21 protein-coding genes are annotated in these 20,123 nt (G+C 60.6%); 7 read left to right on the top strand and 14 right to left on the bottom strand.

Features of this window, described 5'->3' with window-relative positions; translation table 11 throughout:
* The first annotated feature begins 13 nt into the window (after positions 1 to 13).
* The 3 genes from GOV80_RS03755 (at position 14) to GOV80_RS03765 (ending at position 2,404) form a co-directional block, all read left to right on the top strand.
* Complete coding sequence (locus GOV80_RS03755; RefSeq protein WP_170769951.1) at positions 14 to 721, top strand: DUF484 family protein; 708 nt, start codon at positions 14 to 16, stop codon at positions 719 to 721.
* Complete coding sequence (locus tag GOV80_RS03760; protein ID WP_170782894.1) at positions 718 to 1,638, top strand: tyrosine recombinase XerC; 921 nt, start codon at positions 718 to 720, stop codon at positions 1,636 to 1,638. Before GOV80_RS03755 ends, GOV80_RS03760 begins: the two co-directional genes overlap by 4 nt.
* Before the next feature lie 70 nt (positions 1,639 to 1,708).
* Entirely contained in the window at positions 1,709 to 2,404 is a 696-nt protein-coding gene (locus GOV80_RS03765) for a CDP-alcohol phosphatidyltransferase family protein (RefSeq protein WP_170769949.1), read from the top strand.
* Here the strand turns inward: GOV80_RS03765 and GOV80_RS03770 are convergent.
* From GOV80_RS03770 to GOV80_RS03810, 9 genes are all read right to left on the bottom strand, one after another.
* Complete coding sequence (locus GOV80_RS03770) at positions 2,401 to 2,868, bottom strand: hypothetical protein (protein ID WP_170782895.1); 468 nt, start codon at positions 2,866 to 2,868, stop codon at positions 2,401 to 2,403. The genes GOV80_RS03765 and GOV80_RS03770 overlap by 4 nt on opposite strands.
* 76 nt (positions 2,869 to 2,944) lie before the next feature.
* Positions 2,945 to 3,400, bottom strand: coding sequence for a methylated-DNA--[protein]-cysteine S-methyltransferase (locus tag GOV80_RS03775; RefSeq protein ID WP_170782896.1), 456 nt, complete (start codon positions 3,398 to 3,400; stop codon positions 2,945 to 2,947).
* A 125-nt stretch (positions 3,401 to 3,525) separates the two neighbouring features.
* Positions 3,526 to 6,429 (bottom strand): isoleucine--tRNA ligase, encoded by a 2,904-nt coding sequence (gene ileS / locus GOV80_RS03780; protein ID WP_170782897.1) that lies wholly within the window; start codon positions 6,427 to 6,429, stop codon positions 3,526 to 3,528.
* 205 nt (positions 6,430 to 6,634) lie between these two features.
* Positions 6,635 to 7,114 carry a DUF2269 family protein gene (locus GOV80_RS03785; RefSeq protein ID WP_170783000.1) on the bottom strand — a complete coding sequence of 160 codons (480 nt, stop codon included), beginning with the start codon at positions 7,112 to 7,114 and terminating at the stop codon, positions 6,635 to 6,637.
* Positions 7,114 to 8,439 carry an SDR family oxidoreductase gene (locus tag GOV80_RS03790; RefSeq protein ID WP_336510116.1) on the bottom strand — a complete coding sequence of 442 codons (1,326 nt, stop codon included), beginning with the start codon at positions 8,437 to 8,439 and terminating at the stop codon, positions 7,114 to 7,116. The genes GOV80_RS03785 and GOV80_RS03790 overlap by 1 nt, the downstream gene beginning before the upstream one ends.
* Positions 8,440 to 8,512: 73 nt before the next feature.
* Positions 8,513 to 9,223, bottom strand: coding sequence for a VIT1/CCC1 transporter family protein (locus GOV80_RS03795; protein WP_170769945.1), 711 nt, complete (start codon positions 9,221 to 9,223; stop codon positions 8,513 to 8,515).
* Positions 9,224 to 9,277: 54 nt separating this feature from the next.
* Positions 9,278 to 10,267 (bottom strand): YcjF family protein, encoded by a 990-nt coding sequence (locus tag GOV80_RS03800; RefSeq protein WP_214647932.1) that lies wholly within the window; start codon positions 10,265 to 10,267, stop codon positions 9,278 to 9,280.
* Complete coding sequence (locus tag GOV80_RS03805) at positions 10,260 to 10,715, bottom strand: GNAT family N-acetyltransferase (RefSeq protein WP_170782899.1); 456 nt, start codon at positions 10,713 to 10,715, stop codon at positions 10,260 to 10,262. The genes GOV80_RS03800 and GOV80_RS03805 overlap by 8 nt, the downstream gene beginning before the upstream one ends.
* Complete coding sequence (locus GOV80_RS03810) at positions 10,712 to 12,124, bottom strand: YcjX family GTP-binding protein (RefSeq protein WP_170783002.1); 1,413 nt, start codon at positions 12,122 to 12,124, stop codon at positions 10,712 to 10,714. Before GOV80_RS03810 ends, GOV80_RS03805 begins: the two co-directional genes overlap by 4 nt.
* A gap of 107 nt (positions 12,125 to 12,231) precedes the next feature.
* Here GOV80_RS03810 and truA point away from each other — a divergent pair, with 107 nt between their 5' ends.
* Entirely contained in the window at positions 12,232 to 12,999 is a 768-nt protein-coding gene (gene truA, locus GOV80_RS03815) for a tRNA pseudouridine(38-40) synthase TruA (protein WP_170782900.1), read from the top strand.
* Here the strand turns inward: truA and GOV80_RS03820 are convergent.
* The 4 genes from GOV80_RS03820 to GOV80_RS03835 form a co-directional block, all read right to left on the bottom strand.
* Positions 12,996 to 13,916: a nickel/cobalt transporter gene (locus GOV80_RS03820; RefSeq protein ID WP_170782901.1), complete on the bottom strand. Its 921-nt coding sequence runs from the start codon at positions 13,914 to 13,916 to the stop codon at positions 12,996 to 12,998. The two genes, truA and GOV80_RS03820, sit on opposite strands and share 4 nt — an antisense overlap.
* Positions 13,901 to 14,548, bottom strand: a complete 648-nt coding sequence (locus GOV80_RS03825) for a DUF1007 family protein (protein ID WP_170769940.1) — start codon at positions 14,546 to 14,548, stop codon at positions 13,901 to 13,903. The genes GOV80_RS03820 and GOV80_RS03825 overlap by 16 nt, the downstream gene beginning before the upstream one ends.
* Before the next feature lie 72 nt (positions 14,549 to 14,620).
* Positions 14,621 to 15,439, bottom strand: a complete 819-nt coding sequence (locus GOV80_RS03830; protein WP_331252080.1) for a thioesterase family protein — start codon at positions 15,437 to 15,439, stop codon at positions 14,621 to 14,623.
* Positions 15,436 to 16,671, bottom strand: coding sequence for an acyl-CoA dehydrogenase family protein (locus tag GOV80_RS03835; RefSeq protein ID WP_170782902.1), 1,236 nt, complete (start codon positions 16,669 to 16,671; stop codon positions 15,436 to 15,438). Before GOV80_RS03835 ends, GOV80_RS03830 begins: the two co-directional genes overlap by 4 nt.
* A 124-nt stretch (positions 16,672 to 16,795) precedes the next feature.
* On the opposite strand from GOV80_RS03835, the gene GOV80_RS03840 reads away from it, so the two are divergent.
* Entirely contained in the window at positions 16,796 to 17,731 is a 936-nt protein-coding gene (locus tag GOV80_RS03840) for a 2-hydroxyacid dehydrogenase (protein WP_170782903.1), read from the top strand.
* A gap of 7 nt (positions 17,732 to 17,738) precedes the next feature.
* Here the strand turns inward: GOV80_RS03840 and GOV80_RS03845 are convergent, their stop codons facing one another.
* Complete coding sequence (locus GOV80_RS03845) at positions 17,739 to 18,095, bottom strand: hypothetical protein (RefSeq protein WP_237215611.1); 357 nt, start codon at positions 18,093 to 18,095, stop codon at positions 17,739 to 17,741.
* Positions 18,096 to 18,489: 394 nt separating this feature from the next.
* Between GOV80_RS03845 and GOV80_RS03850 the strand changes: the two genes are divergently transcribed.
* Positions 18,490 to 18,813 (top strand): hypothetical protein, encoded by a 324-nt coding sequence (locus GOV80_RS03850; protein WP_170782904.1) that lies wholly within the window; start codon positions 18,490 to 18,492, stop codon positions 18,811 to 18,813.
* Positions 18,814 to 18,867: 54 nt separating this feature from the next.
* Positions 18,868 to 19,854, top strand: coding sequence for a type I glyceraldehyde-3-phosphate dehydrogenase (locus GOV80_RS03855; RefSeq protein ID WP_170782905.1), 987 nt, complete (start codon positions 18,868 to 18,870; stop codon positions 19,852 to 19,854).
* The last annotated feature ends 269 nt before the right edge of the window (positions 19,855 to 20,123 follow it).

Below are 20,123 nucleotides of genomic sequence, written 5' to 3' on the forward strand. Positions count from 1 at the left end.
GACCGGACGGGACATGAGCAGCAATACCAAACTCAAGGACACTCTCCGCGAGGCGATTCTGGCCGAGCCTGACGCCGTGCTGGACGACAAGGACCTGATGCAGGCCCTCGTCGCCGCCAATGAACAAGCGCGCGGAGATAACATCGTCGACCTGCGCGGCATCGCCATGCAGCGGCTCGAAGCGCGGCTGGATCGGCTTGAAGACACCCACCGCTCGGTCATCGCGGCCGCTTATGAAAACCTTGCGGGTACCAATCAGGTGCACCGCGCCATCCTGCGCCTGCTGGAGCCCACAGGGTTCGAGGACTTCCTGACCACCCTTGGCTCAGACGTCGCCGAAATTCTGCGCGTGGATCGGATCACGCTGGTCCTGGAAACCACCGTCCTGCAGGAAGACCCCGCGATCGAAAAACTGGGCGGAGCGCTGGCCGTAGTCGAGCCCGGCTTTGTCGACAACTACCTGACTTTCGATCGCAGCGGCCCCGCCCGCGAAGTCGTGCTGCGCGAGGTCATCCACCCCACACACCGCATCTTCGGCGATCAGGCCGATCACCTGCGGTCCGAAGCCTGCATGCGGCTGGACTTGGGCGAAGGCCGCCTGCCCGGCATGATCATCATGAGCGCGAAAGACCCCAACCACTTTTCACCGCAACTTGGCACCGACCTGCTGACCTTCTTTGCCGGTGTTTTTGAACGATCCATGCGCAACTGGCTGTCATGAGCCTGATCTCTCCGGCCTGCCGCGACGCGTTGCAGCACTGGCTGGAGGGTCTCGTCGCGCTTTCAGGCCGATCAACCAATACTCAGGCCGCCTACCGCAGCGACGTGAATGATTTCCTATCCTTTATGACCCTGCACCATAGCGAACGTCAGGGTTTGGCAGCACTGGCTCGGATCACCGTATCCGATATGCGGGCCTGGATGGCGGATCAGCGCGGCTCGGGCGTCGGCGCGCGTTCGCTGGCGCGCAAGTTGTCGGCTGTCAAAAGCTTCTACCGCTGGCTGGCAGAACGTGAAGGGTTCGAGCCGACCGCGGTCTTGTCGACCCGCGCGCCCAAATTCACCAAGAAACTGCCCCGCCCCGTCGACGAAGATGCTGCCCGCGCCCTGATCGAAACGGTCGAACTGCAATCGACCAATGATTGGGTCTCTGCGCGCGACGTGGCCGTGGTCACATTGCTCTATGGTTGCGGGTTGCGGATTTCCGAGGCGCTGTCGCTGACCGGCGCTGACGCCCCCCTGCCAAAATCGCTGCGAATTGTTGGCAAAGGCAACAAGGAGCGCATCGTCCCGGTCCTGCCCGCCGCACAAGCAGCTCTGGACCGGTATCTGGTGCTCTGCCCTCATCCGCTGGACAAGACCAAGCCACTGTTTCGTGGTGTCCGCGGCGGGGCGCTGAACCCGCGTGCCATTCAGGCCGCCATGGCCAAGGCGCGTCAGCAGTTGGGCCTGCCCGCGACGGCCACCCCACATGCGTTGCGCCACAGCTTTGCCACGCACCTGCTGTCTGCGGGCGGCGATCTTCGCGCCATACAGGAATTGCTGGGGCATGCCTCTCTGTCGACCACGCAAACCTACACCGCCGTGGACACCGCCCGGCTGATGGAAGTCTACGACCGCACTCACCCGAAAGCCTGACACAATTGCAATTTCACCAAACAGGGCATTTTGCTTTGCATCTTGGACACGCATCGTACATGACACGCGCATGACACTCAGATTCAAAGCTCTCTCCGTCCATCTCTTTACTGCAACCGGCGCCGTTTTCGCGATGCTGGCCATGCTGGCCGCTGTCGAAGAAAAATGGAGTCTGATGTATCTGTGGCTGGTCGTGTCCTTTATTGTCGATGGCATCGACGGCCCACTGGCGCGGCACTATCACGTCAAGAAAAACGCCCCCGAGTTTGACGGCGTATTGCTGGATCTGATTATCGATTACCTGACTTATGTATTCATTCCCGCCTTCGCCCTGTTTAAATCCGGGCTGATGGATGGCTGGACCGGCTGGTTTGCGATCATCGTCATCACCTTCGCCAGCGCGATGTATTTCGCGGACACTCGGATGAAGACCAAAGACAACTCGTTCTCGGGCTTTCCCGGCTGCTGGAACATGTTTGTCATTGTGATCTTCGCGCTCGAACCCAATTTCTGGGTCATCCTGCTCATGGTCTCCCTACTGGCTCTGGCCATGTTCCTGCCGTTGAAATTCGTGCATCCCGTCCGGACCGAGCGTTGGCGCAGCGTCACCCTCCCCATGGCCCTCGCCTGGACCTTTTTCGCCGGATGGGCCGCCTGGGTGGATTTTCATCCCGAAAGCTGGGCGCATTGGGGGCTGGTGATCACCAGCCTGTATCTGGTCTTTGCAGGGATCGCCCAACAGGTGATCCCACAGCAAAAAGCCTAAAGGATTTCCTCGACCTCAAACTCGGTCCCGTTATGGGTGAACACGTCGCCCTCCTGCAGGCCGGACATCGCCAGATAGATCGGGCTTTGGGTCGAAATCCCCATATAGGTCGTCCCGTCCACATCAAACCGCGTTGTCGACACGCAGACCACAAAACACCGGTTGTTGAACTTTACCACGGCACCGGGCTGGACTGTATCGGTCAGCCCAAAATCGGTGTTCTCGATCACGTCGATCTTGGCATGATGCGCTTGCAAGGGCGCGTCGAAAGCCGCCGCCAGATCCGCATTTTCACGCGAAGCCGCGATATCGTCCTTGTCGTGCCCTTCCCGGTCGTCCAACTGAGAATCCTTCAGAAACGCATCGTAATGCGCTTGCGCGGTCGCCAGCTCCTGTTCTTCCAGTGACATCAAACGGTCAATAATGGCTTTCTTGCGCGCGGCGGGGTCGGCTTGAACGGTCATGCCAAAAACATCCTTCGAATTCTCTATGTGATACAAGTTGGGACGCAAGCGGATGGATTGCAATAGCTTTCCACTCTCAGATCAGCAACCCTGCCGCGCCCTCGTGCCGCAACAAGGCCACCTTGGTCTCCACGCCGCCGTCACCGGAAAACCCACCCAATCCATTTGCCCCCAACACCCGATGGCACGGAATAATGACCGGGATCGGGTTCGCCCCACAGGCCTGCCCCACAGGTTGCGCCGGGCGACCAACCTGTTTGGCAATATCCCCATAGGTCACAGTCTCGCCCAGTGGAATCGCATACATCAGATCACATACCTGCCGCTGAAAGTCAGAACCGGCCACACGATAAGGCAGATCAAACCGCTCCAACCGCGCCTGATCATAGGCCGCCATCTGCGCTGCCGCCTCACGCAACAAGGCTGACGCCTCACCTTCATTGCGTCCATCCCAGACCAAACGGGTAATGGCACCACCCGTCTCTTCAATCCCCAGACGTCCAAATCGCGTATCGACAGCAATCATCGGCATAGCCAGAACCTGACCGCGAATTGAGAAAAGGCGCAACCCCCAACAGGCTGCGCCCCAATCTTCTTCTGTTCAAAAATACCTCGGAGCGCGAGGCAGAGCCTCGCAGAACTCCAAATCCAGAGACGTTACGCCAACGCCTCGTCACAGCGCCCGCAGACACCCGTATGGACATGACGCCCGACATCCGGCAGGATTTTCCAGCACCGCTGACATTTCTCGCCCTCGGCCTTTTCGAACACCACCGCAACGCCCTCAATCTCGGGCACGCGGAAAGCCTCGGCCGGGGCCGGATCACCCGTAACAGTCAACCCCGAGGTGATGCACATATCGTCCACATCGAAAGTAGCCAGCAGATCACGGGTTTCCTGGTCCTCAACATAGACAATCGGCGCGGCCTCAAGGCTGGACCCGATGACTTTGTCCTGACGCTGAACCTCCAGCGCAGCCGTCACCGAACGACGCACGCGGCGCACCTTGGCCATGCTTGTTTCCAATTCCGCGTCGCGCCAATCGGCTGGCGTGTCCGGGAAATCCACCAGATGGACCGAGCTGTCATCACCGCCAAACCGCTCCAGCCAGACCTCTTCCATGGTAAAGACCAGAACCGGCGCCAGCCATGTGGTCAGACGGTGGAACAGGATATCCAGCACGGTGCGGGCTGCGCGGCGACGCTGGTTATCGCCGTCGCAATAGAGCGCATCCTTGCGGACGTCGAAATAGAACGAGGACAGATCTACCGTGGCAAAAGTGAACACAGCGCTGAACACACCCTGGAAATCGAACGCGGCATAGCCCTTGCGCACCTGTTCATCCAGATCGGCCAGACGGCTCAGAACCCAGCGTTCCAGACGCGGCATATCTTCGGGCGCGACGCGATCAGCCTCGGTGAAATCAGCCAATGATCCCAGCATAAACCGCATGGTATTCCGCAGACGACGATAACTGTCAGCGGTTCCTTTCAGAATCTCCGGCCCGATCCGCTGGTCGGCGGTATAGTCAGTCTGAGCCACCCACAAGCGCAGGATATCGGCCCCATATTGCTTGATGACCTCTTCCGGCACGATGGTGTTGCCCAGCGATTTGGACATCTTGTTGCCCTTGGCGTCCAGCGTAAAGCCGTGCGTCACCACGTTGCGATAGGGCGCACGGCCCTTGGTGCCGCAGGCCTGCAGCATGGACGAATGGAACCAACCGCGGTGCTGGTCGGTGCCCTCCATATAGACATCGGCGATGCCGTCCTCGGTCCCGTCCTCACGGTCGCGCAGAACGAAGGCGTGGGTCGAACCCGAGTCAAACCATACGTCCAGCACATCGAACACCTGATCATAGTCGTCCGGGTTGGCGATGCCGTCCAGCACCTGTTCCTTGAACCCGTCCGTGTACCAGATATCCGCGCCGTTTTCCTCGAACGCGGCTTTGATACGTGCGTTCAGATCGGCGTTGCGCAGCAGGTAATCGGCATCGGTGGGCAGAGCGCCCTTCTTGGTGAAACAGGTCAGCGGCACACCCCACGCACGCTGGCGGGACAGCACCCAATCCGGGCGGGCCTCAATCATCGAATACAGGCGGTTACGACCCGTCTGCGGGGTCCATTTCACCAGTTCATCAATCGAGCGCAGGGCGCGTTCGCGGATGGTGTCGCCCATCTCGCCCATGCCGTCGTCCAGCTTGCGGTCGACGGAGGCAAACCACTGCGGCGTGTTGCGATAGATGATCGGAGCCTTTGAGCGCCACGAATGCGGATAGCTGTGCTTGATCTTGCCACGCGCCAGCAGCCCGCCGACCTCAGCCAGTTTGTCGATGATAGTCTTGTTCGCATCACCCTCACCGCCTTTGCGGGACAGGATGTATTTGCCACCAAAGAACGGCAGATCGGCACGGAACGAGCCGTCATCCATCACGTTATAGGTGATGACCTGTTCCAACATACCCAGATCGCGATAAAGCTCGAATTCCTCCATCCCGTGCGACGGCGCACAGTGAACGAAACCGGTGCCTTCGGTATCGGTCACAAATTCAGCGGCGCGGAAATCGCGGATGTCATCCCATTCGCCATTGCCGCCCTCGGCCCCGGCCAGCGGGTGGGTCAGTTGCACGCCTGCCAGCTCATCCCTGGTTACGTCGCGGACGCGGGTCCACTGATCGTCGTTCAAACGGGCACGGCCCAGAACATCCGCCGCCAGATTGTCGGCCAGCAGGAATTTGTCACCTACTTTGGCCCAGCATTCATCCGGCGCGCCGGTGACTTCGTAAAGGCCATACGCGATGTCCTTGCCGTAAACGACCGCCTTGTTCGACGGCATCGTCCAAGGGGTCGTCGTCCAGATCACCACAAACGCATCATCCAGATCGCCTGCATTCACGACCTTGAACTTCACCCAGATGGTGAAGCTTTCCTTGTCGTGATACTCGACCTCAGCCTCGGCCAGAGCGGTCTTTTCGACCGGCGACCACATCACGGGTTTGGACCCCTGATAGAGCGTGCCGTTCATCAGGAACTTCATGAACTCGTCGGCGATCACCGCCTCGGCGTGATAGTCCATGGTGATGTACGGATCGGGCCAATTGCCGGTGATCCCCAGACGCTTGAACTCTTCCCTTTGGATGTCGATCCAGCCCTCGGCGAACTTGCGGCATTCCTGACGGAAGTCGACGATGTTCACCTCGTCCTTGTTCTTGCCCTTCTTGCGGTACTGTTCCTCGATCTTCCACTCGATGGGTAAGCCGTGGCAGTCCCAGCCGGGCACGTAACGCGCGTCATGGCCCATCATCTGATGGCTCCGCACGATCATGTCCTTGATGGTCTTGTTCAGCGCGTGACCGATATGCAGGTGACCATTCGCATAGGGGGGGCCATCGTGCAGGGTAAAGGGCGTCCGACCCTTTTTCTCACGCAGGCGGTCATAGACGCCGATGGTTTCCCAACGCTCCAGCCATGCGGGTTCGCGCTTGGGCAGGCCAGCGCGCATGGGGAAATCGGTTTTGGGCAGGTTCAGCGTGTCTTTGTAATCAGGTGTTTCGGCGCACATTGGGGGCGTCCTTTGGATGATCTGGTCGTGTGGATCGAAGCGGTCGGTGCGAGGTCTCAAACACCTTTGCCCGGCGTCTCAGGAAGTCAGAGCGCCGGGGATATAATTCGAATAATGATGGCCATCCGGTCATACATGGCCGCGCTTATAAGACGCCCTTGGCGGATGGTCCAGAGCTTCCGCCCCCTGCGGCGAATGGTGCGGTTCAAAACAGCTCGATCGCGGGGCGCGCGATCATCAACCAGAGGATGCTCAGCACCGAAAGAAAGGCCGGGATGCCGCTTAGAAACCAGATGCGGAACAAGCGGTGATAGCTATCAGGCAACGGTGCACCCTGTGCAGCAGCCGTCTGTGCCAGATCCCGCAGGCGGACCTGTATCCACACCACGGGCAGCCAGAACACGCCCGCTACGACGTAAAGCACCAGCGACAGCATGATCCACCCGTCGGCAAGGGACCAACCCAGCCGCCAAGCCAGCAGGGTCCCGGTCACGGGTTGGACGATTACGGCGGTCGTCGTGAACAGCAGGTCAGCCAGAATGACCACACGGGCAGTTTGCGCAACAAACCGCGCGTCGCCGGACCGATGCGCCATCAGCATGAAAAACGCGATCCCGGCTCCGGTGCCCAGCAGAACGCTAGCACCGATGACGTGCAGCCATCGCAGGATCAGGTCTGGATCCATCATCGGCTTTGCACCATAGGCCAGGCAACCAGCGACAGCAGCATTGCAGGCAGCACTTTGACGAGTGGGCCCAACGGGTCCAGCCACAGGCCTGGTGTCACGACCGTTGCCGCCAGCACATAGAACGCTGCCACCCCAACTTGCGCCAGGCACACGCGCGCGGTCCAAGGACGATATAGAACGGCCAGTCCCAAAGCGATATCGACGAAAGACCAGAACACGACAGAACTGACGGCAGCGGCATCGGCCCATCCGGCCTCGGTCAGAACACCGGCAGCCTCGGGCAATCCGACCAATCCGAAAATGCCGGACAGGACCCAGAAGAGACTCAGTACGGTTATGACAAGCGGGGCCAGCAGGGACATGCGCGCGGTCAGCCGGTGTTCACGCGCGCTGGTCATTGACCCATAAATTTCGGGCAGCGGCCTGAGCGACCGACCCGTTGCTGCGCGATAGGGCGCGGGATCACCCACAACACCCGAAGCCATGACCGTCATCGCCGTGCTGCGCAGGGGCGAGCGCCACCCAAGATAGCCCAGCGCGTCAGCACACCGTGCAACTGCCTTGGTCAAGACCGGAGGCATGACAAGCCGAAAACGGGCCGCCGGGAAACCCAGCCAACGGCGCGTGGTGGCCAGGACATCCCTTAACGATTGGGCTTGATCCTCAACCAGATCGTAGGCGCCTTGCGGTACCTCATCGGCACAGCAGGTAACCACGGCATGGCACAAATCCTCCATCCCGACGCACTGCACCGGTGTCGCGGGATAAGCAATCGGCTGCACCAGCGGAACCGCTGCCAGCATCCGCAGCAATGTCGTTCCACCGTAATCTGATTGCCCGATAACCAGTCCGGGGCGCAAAATCCACAGGTCCGCACCGCTGTGTTCAAGCGCCGCATCACCAGCGGCCTTGGTGCGCATGAACTCGGTGTCCGCATTGGGCGTCGCCCCGATGGCTGATATTTGTACGACCGAAACACCCCGTTGTGCGCAGGCCTGACCCAGCGCTGCAATGGCGTGATGATGCACCGCCGCAAGATCATCCGAGGGGCCGTCCTGCAACGCGCCTGCGCAGTTCACAACGCAGTCGATGCCAGTGAGTGCGGCCTCCCAATCCTGCGGGTGCGTAAAGCGGCGCAAATCGCCCTGAACCAACTTAATTCCGTCCAGTAGCAACGCGCCTTGCACAGGCTTACGAACAAGCCCCGTGACCTGCGCGCCCCGGCATCGCAAGGCGCGGACCACCGCCGCGCCTATGAAGCCGTAAGCGCCTAGAACAAGGATATTTTTCCCAGTGAGTGTCAGAGCACACCTCGCCACCACGTTGATGCCTTCACCCTAGCCATATGAGGTATATCCGCCATGGGGACTGTGCCGCCTGCGACAATTCTAGCCGTCAGGGATGAAACAGCGATCCAACCAGATAGGCGATTGATGCCGCAGCGCCCCCAATCAACAAGGTCTCACCACCCGACCGCCACCACGGGGCCAGCGACCAGCGGCTTTTGAGCGCGCCGATGGCAAAAAAGACCCCCATCGTCATCCAAGCTGAGAGCGCAAAGGCGCGCTCGACCCCGGCCAGAAACGGCAAGAGCGGGATCATGCCCGCAACCAGAAAGGCCAGAAACGTCGCCATCGCGGCCTTCATCGGGTGCGGGTCCACACTGCCCAGACCATATTCACCCTCGATCATCAGGTTGATCCAGTTGTCGTGATTGGCGGTGATGGCATCGGTTGCCTCATCCAGAACGCGCCCCGAAAGGCCCTTCTGCGAAAGGATTTCCCGGACTTCATCGCGCTCACCATCCGGGTAAAGGTGGATGTGGCGCTCTTCGATTGCGCGGATGCGGCGGATATTGTCCAACTCGGCTTTGGTACCCGAGTAGTTGCCTGCCGCCATGGAAAACCCATCAGCCAGCACATTGGCCAGCCCCAAGGCCACGATGATGAACGGCGACAGCCCTGCCCCCGCGACGCCAGCGACAATCGCAAAAGTGGTCACCGATCCGTCGATGCCGCCATAGACGATATCGCGCAATACGCCCCGACCGGGCGGCGCATTGATCCGGGCTGCAATTTCCTGCTGGCTGTGTCCGTGCTCGGTCATGGCTGGCTCCACCTTTGGTATGGCAACCAGCAGGGCAGAGGTCTTTGCGTCAGGTCAAGTCTTGGAAAACAATCCCGCCAACGCCCGTTTGATGATCCGCCGAGTCGAGGGCTTGTGACGGTCCGAGAAAGGCAGCGGGCGGCAGACCTCCATCGCGGCCATGCCGACGCGCGCGCTGAGCGCGCCGTTGACCAGACCTTCGCCGAACCGGTGGGACAGTTTGCTTAGGACCGAGCCGCCCAGAACCGGTTCCAGCAGGTCATCGCCCACAGCCACCGCGCCCGTGGCCACCAGATGCACGAACACAGCGCGAGTCAAACGCCAGCTGCCCAGAAACCCGGCGCGGCCACCGTAGATTTCAGCAATTCGCCGGATCATCCTCAGGGAAGCCGCCAGTGCCGTCACCACATCTGCCAGCGCCAGCGGAACCAGCGCCGTCACCGTGGCCACCTGACGGGCGGCGGCCTCAACCTCGCGGCTGGCGGCTTCGTCCAGCGGGGCCAGAAGTTCGTCTTCGGTCAGGGTCAACAGGCCGGAGGCATCGAACTGCTCGCCCATGCGTTCGGACAGGCGGTCGCGGCCCCATTTGGTGTCGTCGCGCCCCTTGTAGAAGGCCATCAGCCGGTTTGTGACTGCCCGCGCCTGCCCCAGATCACCCTCGGCCAGCGCGGCATCGGCGGCGCGGCGCATCCCGTCCACCCGCGACAGACGCCCAATCGCAGCCAACTCGCGCAGGGCGATGATCAGCCCGACCACCAGCAACGCGCCGATCAGGCCCGTTACGACCCAGCCCAGAACCGGCGCGCGCAGCAACAGAGACGTCACGAAATCCCAAGCCGCGACCGAGACCACAGCCCCTATCACAGCCGCCGCCAGCCCCCAGAACCAACGCGACAAGGCCGAAGGTTTTCGCGCTGCCAACCGCGCAGCGGTCTGCATCGCCTGCCCCTGCGGAGCGGCGACATCCGGAACCGGCGGTGCCTGCGCCACGTCCTCGCCGGGGGCCTCGGCCTTCAGATCAATCAGGACCGGACCTTTAGCCATCTGCGTTTCCTTCTCGGTACCAGACATATTTGATGTCGGGCAGGTTTTCGTCGTTGTCAGAACCATCGCTGCGGGCAACCTCGGCAAACCCGTTGCGTTCGTAGAACCGGCGCGCGCCACCATTGGCCTGAAAGGCGAACAGCGACAGGTGTGAGCGTTCGGCTTTGGCGTGATCCAGCAATCGCTGTCCGATCCCCTGCCCACGTGCCGGGGCACTTAGATATAGTGAGTGTACCTCGACCCCGTTCAGGGCCAGAAACCCGACTACACCATCGTCGGATTCCGCGACGGTGACCCAATCCTGATCTATCATCCGGCCGCAAAAGGCGATGGTTTCCGCGTGGGAATGCAACTCGGGCATCCAGTCATGCTCGCGAGCGAATCCGTGCAGGATTTCTCCGGTGGCTCCGGCATCGGTGCTGCGGGCAGGTCGCAGGATTACCGTCATAGCCGATCTCCGATCAGGAACTGGGCCGCGCGGTCCAGCCGGATATGCGGAGGGCCGTCACCGGGGCGCAGGGTCAACTGCGCGGGCGCAAAGGCCATGAACCCATAGTCTTCGCCCAGCCAGCTTTCTGCCCCGTTGCGCGCAGGCCCCAACAGATGCGCGGGGTCTTCGGGCAACTCGCCGGGATAGAAAGCGGCTTGCTTCCCGTCCAGCAAAGTGCCGCGCACGCAGGGCAAGTCCACCCCATCATGTGTGCGAATTTCTTCGGTCGTGGCGCGGAGCGAGGCCAGCGACAATGCCGCCGTTTCCGCCCCGGCAAAGCTGGCGCGGTCGCGGGCGTCGCGGGTCAGCGCCTCCATGATGTGGGTTAGGCGGGCGTGTTGGTGGTGGTGCAGATGATCCGCCTTGGTGGCGGCAAACAGGATGCGTTCCACGCGCTTTCCCAACAGCAACTGGCTGAGCCACGCGTTCCGCCCCGGCCGGAACGCCGACAGGATATCGCCCATCGCGCGGCGCATATCCTCAACTGCCTGCGGCCCTTTGTGAATCGCGCCCAGCGCATCAACCAGTACCACTTGCCGGTCAATGCGCGAAAAGTGATCGCGGAAGAAGGGTTTGACCACTTGCGATTTATACGCCTCGAACCGACGGGCCATTTCGCGGTGCAGGCTGCGTCTTGCACCACTCCCTTCGACAGGCAGCGGCGCGAAGGTCAAAACCGGAGAACCCGCCAAGTCCCCCGGCAGCAAAAACCGTCCGGGCGTGCAATCATAGTAACCGGCATCGCGCGCGGTGTTGAGGTAATCGGAAAACGCCTTCGACAGGGCCTGCGCCTGCGGCTCATCATGTTCGGCCTCTGGGACGGCGGCTTTGGCCTGCGCAAGGTAGCCTGCCGCTTCGGCGCGGTTGGCGATACGGTCTAGTGTCTCGGACGACCAAGTGGCATAGGACTTGTCCAGCAAAGCCAGGTCCAAAAGCCATTCGCCGGGGTAGTCCACGATGTCCAGATGAACCTTACGCGGGCCTTGCAGGCCGGACAGCAACCCTGCAGGCCGGGCCTTGAAGGACAGGCGCAGTTCAGAAACCGCCCGCGTGCTGTCCGGCCAATGCGGCTTTGGGCCGGTCAGGGCTGCCAAATGGTTTTCATAATCGAACCGCGGCACCGTGTCGTCGGGCTGGGGTTGCAGATAGGCTGCGTTGATCCGCCCCTCTTGCTGCGCCACTAAGCCGGGCATCCGGCCTCGGTCCAGCAGGTTGGCCACAAGTGACGTGATGAACACCGTCTTACCCGACCGTGCCAAGCCGGTCACACCCAGACGGATCACCGGTTCGAACAATGCCTCGGACACGCTGTCGCCCACGGTTTCAAATCCGCGCACAAGACTGTCTGCCAGCGATGAAATGGCCAAATTGTCGTCCCGCTGTTGTCGTTTTTCCCAAGATAGGTAGCAGGTGCGCGACATACCAGCGCTTTCCTGCCCTTGCCCGTCTCGTCACCGCGCGCTACCAGCAGCACATGCCCAGATACGCGCTGAAAGTCGAATACCAAGGAGAACCGTTTGCCGGATGGCAGCGGCAAAAGGATCAACCCTCGGTTCAGGGGGCGATCGAGCAGGCCTTGTCGCGCATTCAACCCGGCGCGCATACCATTGCCGCCGCTGGTCGTACTGATGCGGGCGTTCACGCGTTGGGGCAGGTCGCTCATTGCGATCTGGTCAAGGATTGGGATCCGTTTCGCTTGTCCGAGGCGCTGAACTTTCACCTCAAGCCTGACCCCGTTGCAATCGTGCAGGCGGCGCGGGTTGAGGACGACTGGCATGCCCGGTTTTCAGCGGTCGAGCGGCAGTATCTGTTCCGTATCCTGATGCGCCGCGCACCTGCGACCCATGACGCGGGGCAAGTTTGGCAGATCAATCATCAACTGGACGTGGCGGCGATGCAGGCCGGGGCAGATATGCTGATCGGGCGGCATGATTTCACCACCTTCCGGTCGTCCATTTGTCAGGCCGCCAGCCCGGTGAAAACGCTGGATGAGCTGCGGGTTGAACAGGTTCAGGGCTTCTCTGGTCCCGAGCTTCACTTTCACGTCCGCGCGCGGTCTTTCCTGCACAATCAGGTCCGCAGTTTTGTCGGCACGTTGGAACGGGTGGGCGCTGGTGCTTGGTCACCCGAAGATGTGCGCGACGCGCTAGAAGCCCAAGACCGCACCGCCTGCGGGCCTGTTTGCCCGCCGCAGGGGCTGTATCTGGCGCGGGTCGGCTATCCCGAGCCCGTCTTCAACTAGATCGCACGCAGCAGCAACCCGCTAGCAATAACGGCAATCAACAGCCCTGCCACCAGTTCAATCGTGGGGGCCAGCACCTGCGCGAAACGGGTGGCAGAGGCTGAGGCCAAAAACCCGCCACGCAAGCCAAACGAAGTCCAACCGACCAGAGTTGTCACTGTCGCCGTGCCCAGTGCCATGGCGAACGCACCGGCAATACCCACCATGGCGATGCCCATCTGCCACGTCAGGATCAGCACGAACAAAGCGCCGGTACAGGGGCGCGCCGCGATGCCTGCGATTAGCAAAGCGGCCTCTTTCCAATTGCCGATCTGCGCCACTTCTTCAGCGGTGGGGCCGTGGCGGTGGCCGCAATCGGAACAGACCTCATGATCATGGTGATGATGATCGTGGTGATGATGCGCGTGAGATTTCTCGGCCCGGTTTCGGCGGGCGAAACTACGCAGGCCCCGGAACACCAGCCACAGACCGATTGCAGCGATGGCGCCGTAGCTGACCGGGGCCATGACCTGCTCGGTCGTGCCAACCAGACTGTCCCGCGACATCTGGAACACCAGAACACCCGCATAAACCAGCACAACAGCCGTGACGGCCTGGCCCAGGCTGGACAGCACGCTGATCGCGGACAAACGCCAAAAGGCGACGTTGCGGCCCAGCCCATAGCCTCCGATCAGCACCTTGCCGTGACCGGGACCGATGGCGTGAAAAAACCCATAGGCGAAACATACGGTCAACAGCGTGGCCACGGCCTGAGGTTGTTCTGCCCGCGCAGCACGCAGGGATCGGGCGATCTGGTTCTGAAATTCCCGCTGTTCCCCGGCGGCCCAAGCCGCAAGGTTGTCAAACCCTCCGCTGCCCCAGAACCACAGCAGCAGGCCCAAAGCCAAGGCGACAGGGACAATCAGGTACTTGGACATGAAACGCGGATCTCAGTCGCAAAGTCTTCGCCCACCAGCGGGATATCGTTTTCCTCAAGATCATAATCGGCATCCAATGTCAGAAGGAACGCCCGCATCTGCGCAAGCTGGCCGTCAATATCCGGCACGATCTTTTCGATGTTGCACGATATATTGCCCGTGACCGTCACAGGGCGTGTCACTTCGTAGGCGGTGTAGTAGGTCTCGTCGAACGCTTTGGCAGAAAGCGCAGATGCCGCCACTGGTGCGCCCTCAACCGCCCTCAGGTGGGTCGAGACGATGCGGCCATTTTCGGTGGTGGCCGTGGGCTCTGCCGGACCCGACAAAGGTACGATGCGCCCCTCGGACCAAAGAACCAGATCACCGTTGTAGCCTTCCAGCCATTGGGCGTCGAACCCGGCCAAAAACGCCTGCTCGCTGTCGCTCAGCAGACCATCACCATCTTGATCCAGCTTTCTGTCTTCAAGCTCGAACAGGGAATACAGCTCATCATAGGCCCAAGTGACGCGCACATGGGTCAGGTTGCCCGCGTCATCCACGATAAACTCCAGCCCCGTGTCGATGAAAACATGAGGGTGGGCCAATGCCGGGATCGGCAGGCAACAGGTCAACAAGGAGATCAACAAACGCATGATCGGAAGATAGGGCCTTGTACCCGCCGCGACAATGCACATTCAAGCCAACGCGCAGAAACCGGCCCACCTTCAGGCCCGAGGAAACAGAACCAGTGTTTGCAGGGCCGTGCCCACGGGGCCTTGGGTGTCGAACAAAACCGACTGCGACATGCCGATACCCGATGGCTGCCAATGGCAGACCGACTCTGACGCCAGCCAGTCCGAGACCGGTTCGCGGTGGATTTGAACCGTCAGGTCAGTGTTCATGAAGCCCATCTCGGTTGTCGGCGCGTTCCACGAAATACCGTTGCCGCAATCGGCCAGCGGACAGAGCGCCTGGATAGGAGATTGCACTTCGTCCGCCAACAGCGGCGGCGTCCGCATCCATATGGTTTTGGGCCCCGGGCCCTGATTGCCGCCTTTGGGGTAGAGGATATCGGAGTGATTGGCGAAACCGGGCAGGTTGTGGCGGGTCTCTCCAATCGGAAACGGCCCGGTCACTGCGTCCTCCAGCTGCGGCGGCGGCATGGTCACATTCGCAACGGGGCCAAGGTCACGGCGCACCAGATGCATGGTCGTGGCCGTCGCGCAAAGCGTGTCGTCAAGATCATGCACCGTGACCCGCGTGGTCGCCAGTGTCTTGGTGTGGCGGGTCGTCTCGGCGGCGACACGCAGTCCGGCCAGCGGTAGCGGGCGCAACAAGTCTACTGACAGCCGGGTCAGCATCTTCTCGGGCCCGACCTCGGTTTCGGCTGCACGCACGATCAGTCCGCTGACGGGACCTGCATGGCAATGATCGGCGGACCAAGGTCCCCGAGCCGCGTCATTGCCCACAAATGCGCCATCCGGGCTGATGTGGAAATAGGCGGGTTGGCTCCCGTCGAGCTCTGCCTGCATACCGATGCTCACACCTTTTCCTGCGTGTGTTTCTTCAACTCGGCCCGCGCGACCTGACGGCGGTGCACTGCATCCGGCCCATCGGCCAGACGCAGCGTGCGCACGTGGGTCCAGGCCGTGGCCAACGGCGTATCCTGACTGATCCCTTGCGCACCAAACATCTGGACCGCCTCGTCAATCACCTTCAACGCGACCCGAGGGGCCACGACCTTGATCTGGCTAATCCAAGGCGCCGCCGCCCGCGCATCGCCCTGATCCATGTACCACGCGGCCTTAAGGCACAGCAGGCGGGCCATCTCGATCTCCATCCGGCATTCGGCGATGATATCGAAATTCGCCCCAAGCTGCGCCAGTTTCTTGCCAAATGCCTCGCGCTGAAGCGACCTTTTGCACATCTGTTCCAGCGCGCTTTCTGCCTGACCGATGGCGCGCATGCAGTGGTGGATACGTCCCGGCCCCAGACGGCCCTGCGCGATCTCGAATCCACGCCCTTCGCCCAGCAGGATGTTTTCTGCAGGAACGCGCACATTGGTGAACCGGATATGCATATGCCCATGGGGCGCATCGTCATGGCCATAAACTTCCATCGGGCGCAGAACCTCGATCCCCGGCGTGTCGGCTGGCACGACGATCATCGATTGACGCTGGTGCTTGGGCTGTTCCTCGCCTGCGGTCTTAACCATCACGATATAGACCTTGCAGCGCGGATCGCCCGCCCCCGACGACCACCACTTTTCGCCGTTCAGAACATAGTCGTCCCCGTCCCGCACACAGGACATCGACACATTCGTGGCATCCGACGAGGCCACATCTGGTTCCGTCATCAGATAAGCCGAGCGAATCTGGCCGTCCAGCAGAGGCTTCAGCCACTGCTCTTTCATCTTGTCCGAGCCATAGCGTTCGAACACCTCCATGTTGCCGGTATCAGGCGCAGAGCAGTTGAACACCTCGGCCCCCAATGGAGTCTTGCCCATCTCTTCAGCGAAAAAGGCATATTCGACCGTGGTCAGCCCAATCCCCTTCTCGCTATCCGTCAGCCAGAAGTTCCACAGCCCCGCCGCCTTGGCCTTGGCTTTCAGACCTTCCAAAATCTCGACCTGTCTTTTAGTATATTGCCAGCGGTCGCCCTTGGCGATTTCGCCCTGATATTCTGCCTCCAGAGGCATCACCTCGTCACGGATCATCTCGACCACCCGTTGCAGCAGAGCGCGGTTTTCCTCGCGCAGGGTGAATGACATGTTCATGGGCTTCCTCCTTGCACCCGGCAGACGGGCTTTACCTTCGGCCCGAGAATGACTTAGCTGCCGACATGATGTCCAGTTGGGTGACGAAACGTCAACTCAATCAAATTAGTAGGTGGAGACAAATATGGCGCTGTTGATCGAAACCGGGTTAACCGGCTGGATGAGTGATGCGGATATCGCCCGTGACATTCGAGCTGTGGACCCTGATCTGGATGTGCGGACGCCCGATACGATCGGCGATGCGGATCAGATTACCATGGTGGCTGTGGCTGGACTGCGAGACGCGCGCTTAAAAGAATTGCCCAACCTTAAACTGGTGCAAAAGCTTGGTGCAGGGGTTGAAACGATTGTGGGCAACCCAAATCTGCCAGACCACGTCCGCGTCGCAAGGTTGAAACCGGATGCGCCCGCGCAAGGCATTGCCGAGTGGTTCGTGGCCTATGTTCTACGCCACCAGCGCCACATGCCTTTTTACGAAGCCGCCCAGACCCGAGCCGAATGGCTGCCAAAAGAGCCCGGCTATTCGCCCAATACCACGGTCGGCGTGCTGGGGCTGGGTCATATCGGGTCACGCAGCGCCCTGATGCTGCGCGCAATCGGCTTTCAGGTCCTGGGGTGGAGCCGCTCGCCCAAGGAAATTGACGGCGTAACCTGTTTGCACGGCGACGATACCCTACCCGAACTGCTGGGGCAATGTGATCATGTCTGCGCGATCTTGCCCTCGACCCCTGAAACCAAGGGCCTGTTTGATGCCGACATGCTGGGGACTATGAAACCGCGTAGCCAGCTATTGAATGCTGGACGCGGGGACTTGATCGACGAGGCGGCCCTGATTGACGCGCTGGATGTGGGCCGCCCGGCTCACGCGGTTCTGGACGTGACAAGCACCGAGCCGCTTCCGTCGCACAGCCCGCTCTGGTCCCATTCCGGTGTCACGATCACCCCGCATGTTTCCGGCTGGCATTTGGGCGACGCATTGGCTGACGTGGCCGAGAATTACCGGCGGCTGAATGCAGGATCGCCCCTGCTTCACGAGGTGGACCGCACACGCGGCTATTGATGGCGGTTCAAGGGGTCAAAATCCACTTGCCGTCCGCGCTGCGGCAACGCTGTGTGCCCACCTCACGCGTTTGATCAGTGCCGTCGGGCTGGATAAAGTGTTGCAGTTGCACGCAATTACCACGCACGCCTCGCACCCGAATTGTGCCTTTGGACCCACTTTCGGGATTGCTCCAGCTTTGTTCGGCCCCTACTTGCGGCGTGCCGGATTCAAGCATCGCGTCTGCCGTCGCATTGACGACTTTGAAATCGTCAGGGCTTAGCCCCATTTCTGCGATGATCCGCGACAATGGTTTCGCGTAGCTCAACGAGCCAGCGGTCAACGCCACCGCCAAAACCGTAGCTGAAATAATCCGGGCCATCATGGCTGCCTCTTCTTTTTCGAAATGAATTTGCAATCAACACTATACAGGCTCTGACCTTGCGTCCAAGCCCCCGCCGCGACCATCAGTCAAACACAGCCGTCCCCGTCCCAAGGCATCGGAACCCTTCGCAATAGGTACGCCCCAAGTTCCAAAGCCGCTGCTTGGCTCAGGTCCAGAATTGCGCGCTCATCACCCTCACACTCCCTGCCCGCAAGCCGCACATTCCAGCTTTTCAGGACGTTTTTGATACCCGACCTTCTGGGACAAGTAGCGTAGCATGCCCATAACCCTGTAAAAACAGTGTGTTTCCGAGCGGTTTCTTTGGCGCAGGGCTTCACAGGATGAGTTGAATCTGATGAAATACGCGTAGTTTTTTAGCACTGGAGATTGTTCAATGGTACTGCGTGGAACCCTGTTGGCGCTGGCCGCTGTCATCGGCTTGACGGCTTTTAACGCAACCCCTGTTGTCGCCAAGGAAGAGACCAAGTCCGTCTCGGTCTTCAGCCGTACCTGGGCGATCACGCAAGTCTCGGATGGTCCGGTCGTATATCGTGCGACGCGGGACAACAATAACCTCAATCCGTTTGGCCCGCCGCCGCGACTGCGCACGCTACAGGCCATTGCGGCGATCCAGCAGGCCACCGGGTGCAAACCTATCGTGTCCAGCATGTATCAGAACATCTCGGGCCAGTTCTTTTCCCAAGTTAGCTGTAACTGAACCCGGCACAAAACGGGCATTGAGGTCAACGCAACGCGCTGCCATAGCTTGCGCATGAAACTTGCGATCAACGGATTCGGCCGCATTGGCCGCACGATCCTGCGGCAGCTGCTGGCCATGCCGCAGGACAATGGTATCGACCTGGTGCTGATCAATGATATCGCACCGCTGGAGACCTGTGCCTATCTGTTCAAATATGACAGCACCTTTGGTCCGTATACGGGACAGGTAGAACAGGACGCCGCCCATTTGGTCGTGGACGGGCGCAGGATTCCGGTAACGCACAGCCCCGACCTGTCACGCGTTGATCTGACCGGTGTGGATGTTCTGATGGATTGCACCGGCGTTGCCCGAACTTCGGATGGGGCTGGTCAAGGGTTGGTGGCAGGTGCAGGCAAGGTCTTGATTTCGGGCCCATCACCTGCGACCGAAGTTACGATTGTTCTTGGAGCAAACGAAGATCAGCTTGGGTCTGCGCGCATCGTTTCGAATGCCTCGTGCACGACCAACGGGTTGGCGCCTCTGGTCAAGGTGCTGGACGAGATCGGCGGCGTCGTTTCCGGGCACATGACCACCATTCACTGTTATACCAACAGCCAGCCCATGGTGGACGCGCCCCGCGGTGATCTGACCCGGTCGCGGGCGGGGGCACTGTCGATGGTTCCGACAACCACCAGCGCCATGCATCTGATCGACGAGGTTTTGCCCCATCTTGCAGGCCGTATCTCGGGCGCAGCGGTACGGGTTCCAACGGCCAGCGTGTCAGCAGTCGATCTGATCGTGACGCTGGAACGCGGTATGTCGGCCGAAATTTTCGAAACAGCGCTGCGAGAGGTCGTGGCACAATCGCCGGTTCTGGGCTGGACGGATGAACCTCTGGTCTCATCGGATTTGCGCACGCGCCCCGAGTCTCTGGTGATCGCTGGCCCCGAGACGCGTCAAATCGGAGAACACCAGATCCGCGTATTCGGCTGGTACGATAATGAATGGGGATTTTCCGCCCGGATGCTGGATGTCGCGCAGCTAATGGCTGCAAGCTAAAAATCGCGGACCAGCTACAGCACCCTCCGGGTCGCAGATCAACGTGACGCTGAAGAACACCCGCGCATTGAATTCACTTGGCGCTTTTGCGCGACCTGCCGCAATGCGGCCAAATATCAACAATTTAACGCGCCACTACCATTCAATACGGTCCTCCAGCACCATTGCGTAGGGTCCTGGCCACCACACCCGCCTGCAATTCCCAGTACATATTCGATAATTTCTTTCCCAACGCCGTGACTGATGATCTAACTGTTCAGAAAGAGCTG

Source organism: Ruegeria lacuscaerulensis, assembly GCF_013034685.1.
Taxonomy (GTDB): domain Bacteria; phylum Pseudomonadota; class Alphaproteobacteria; order Rhodobacterales; family Rhodobacteraceae; genus Ruegeria; species Ruegeria lacuscaerulensis_B.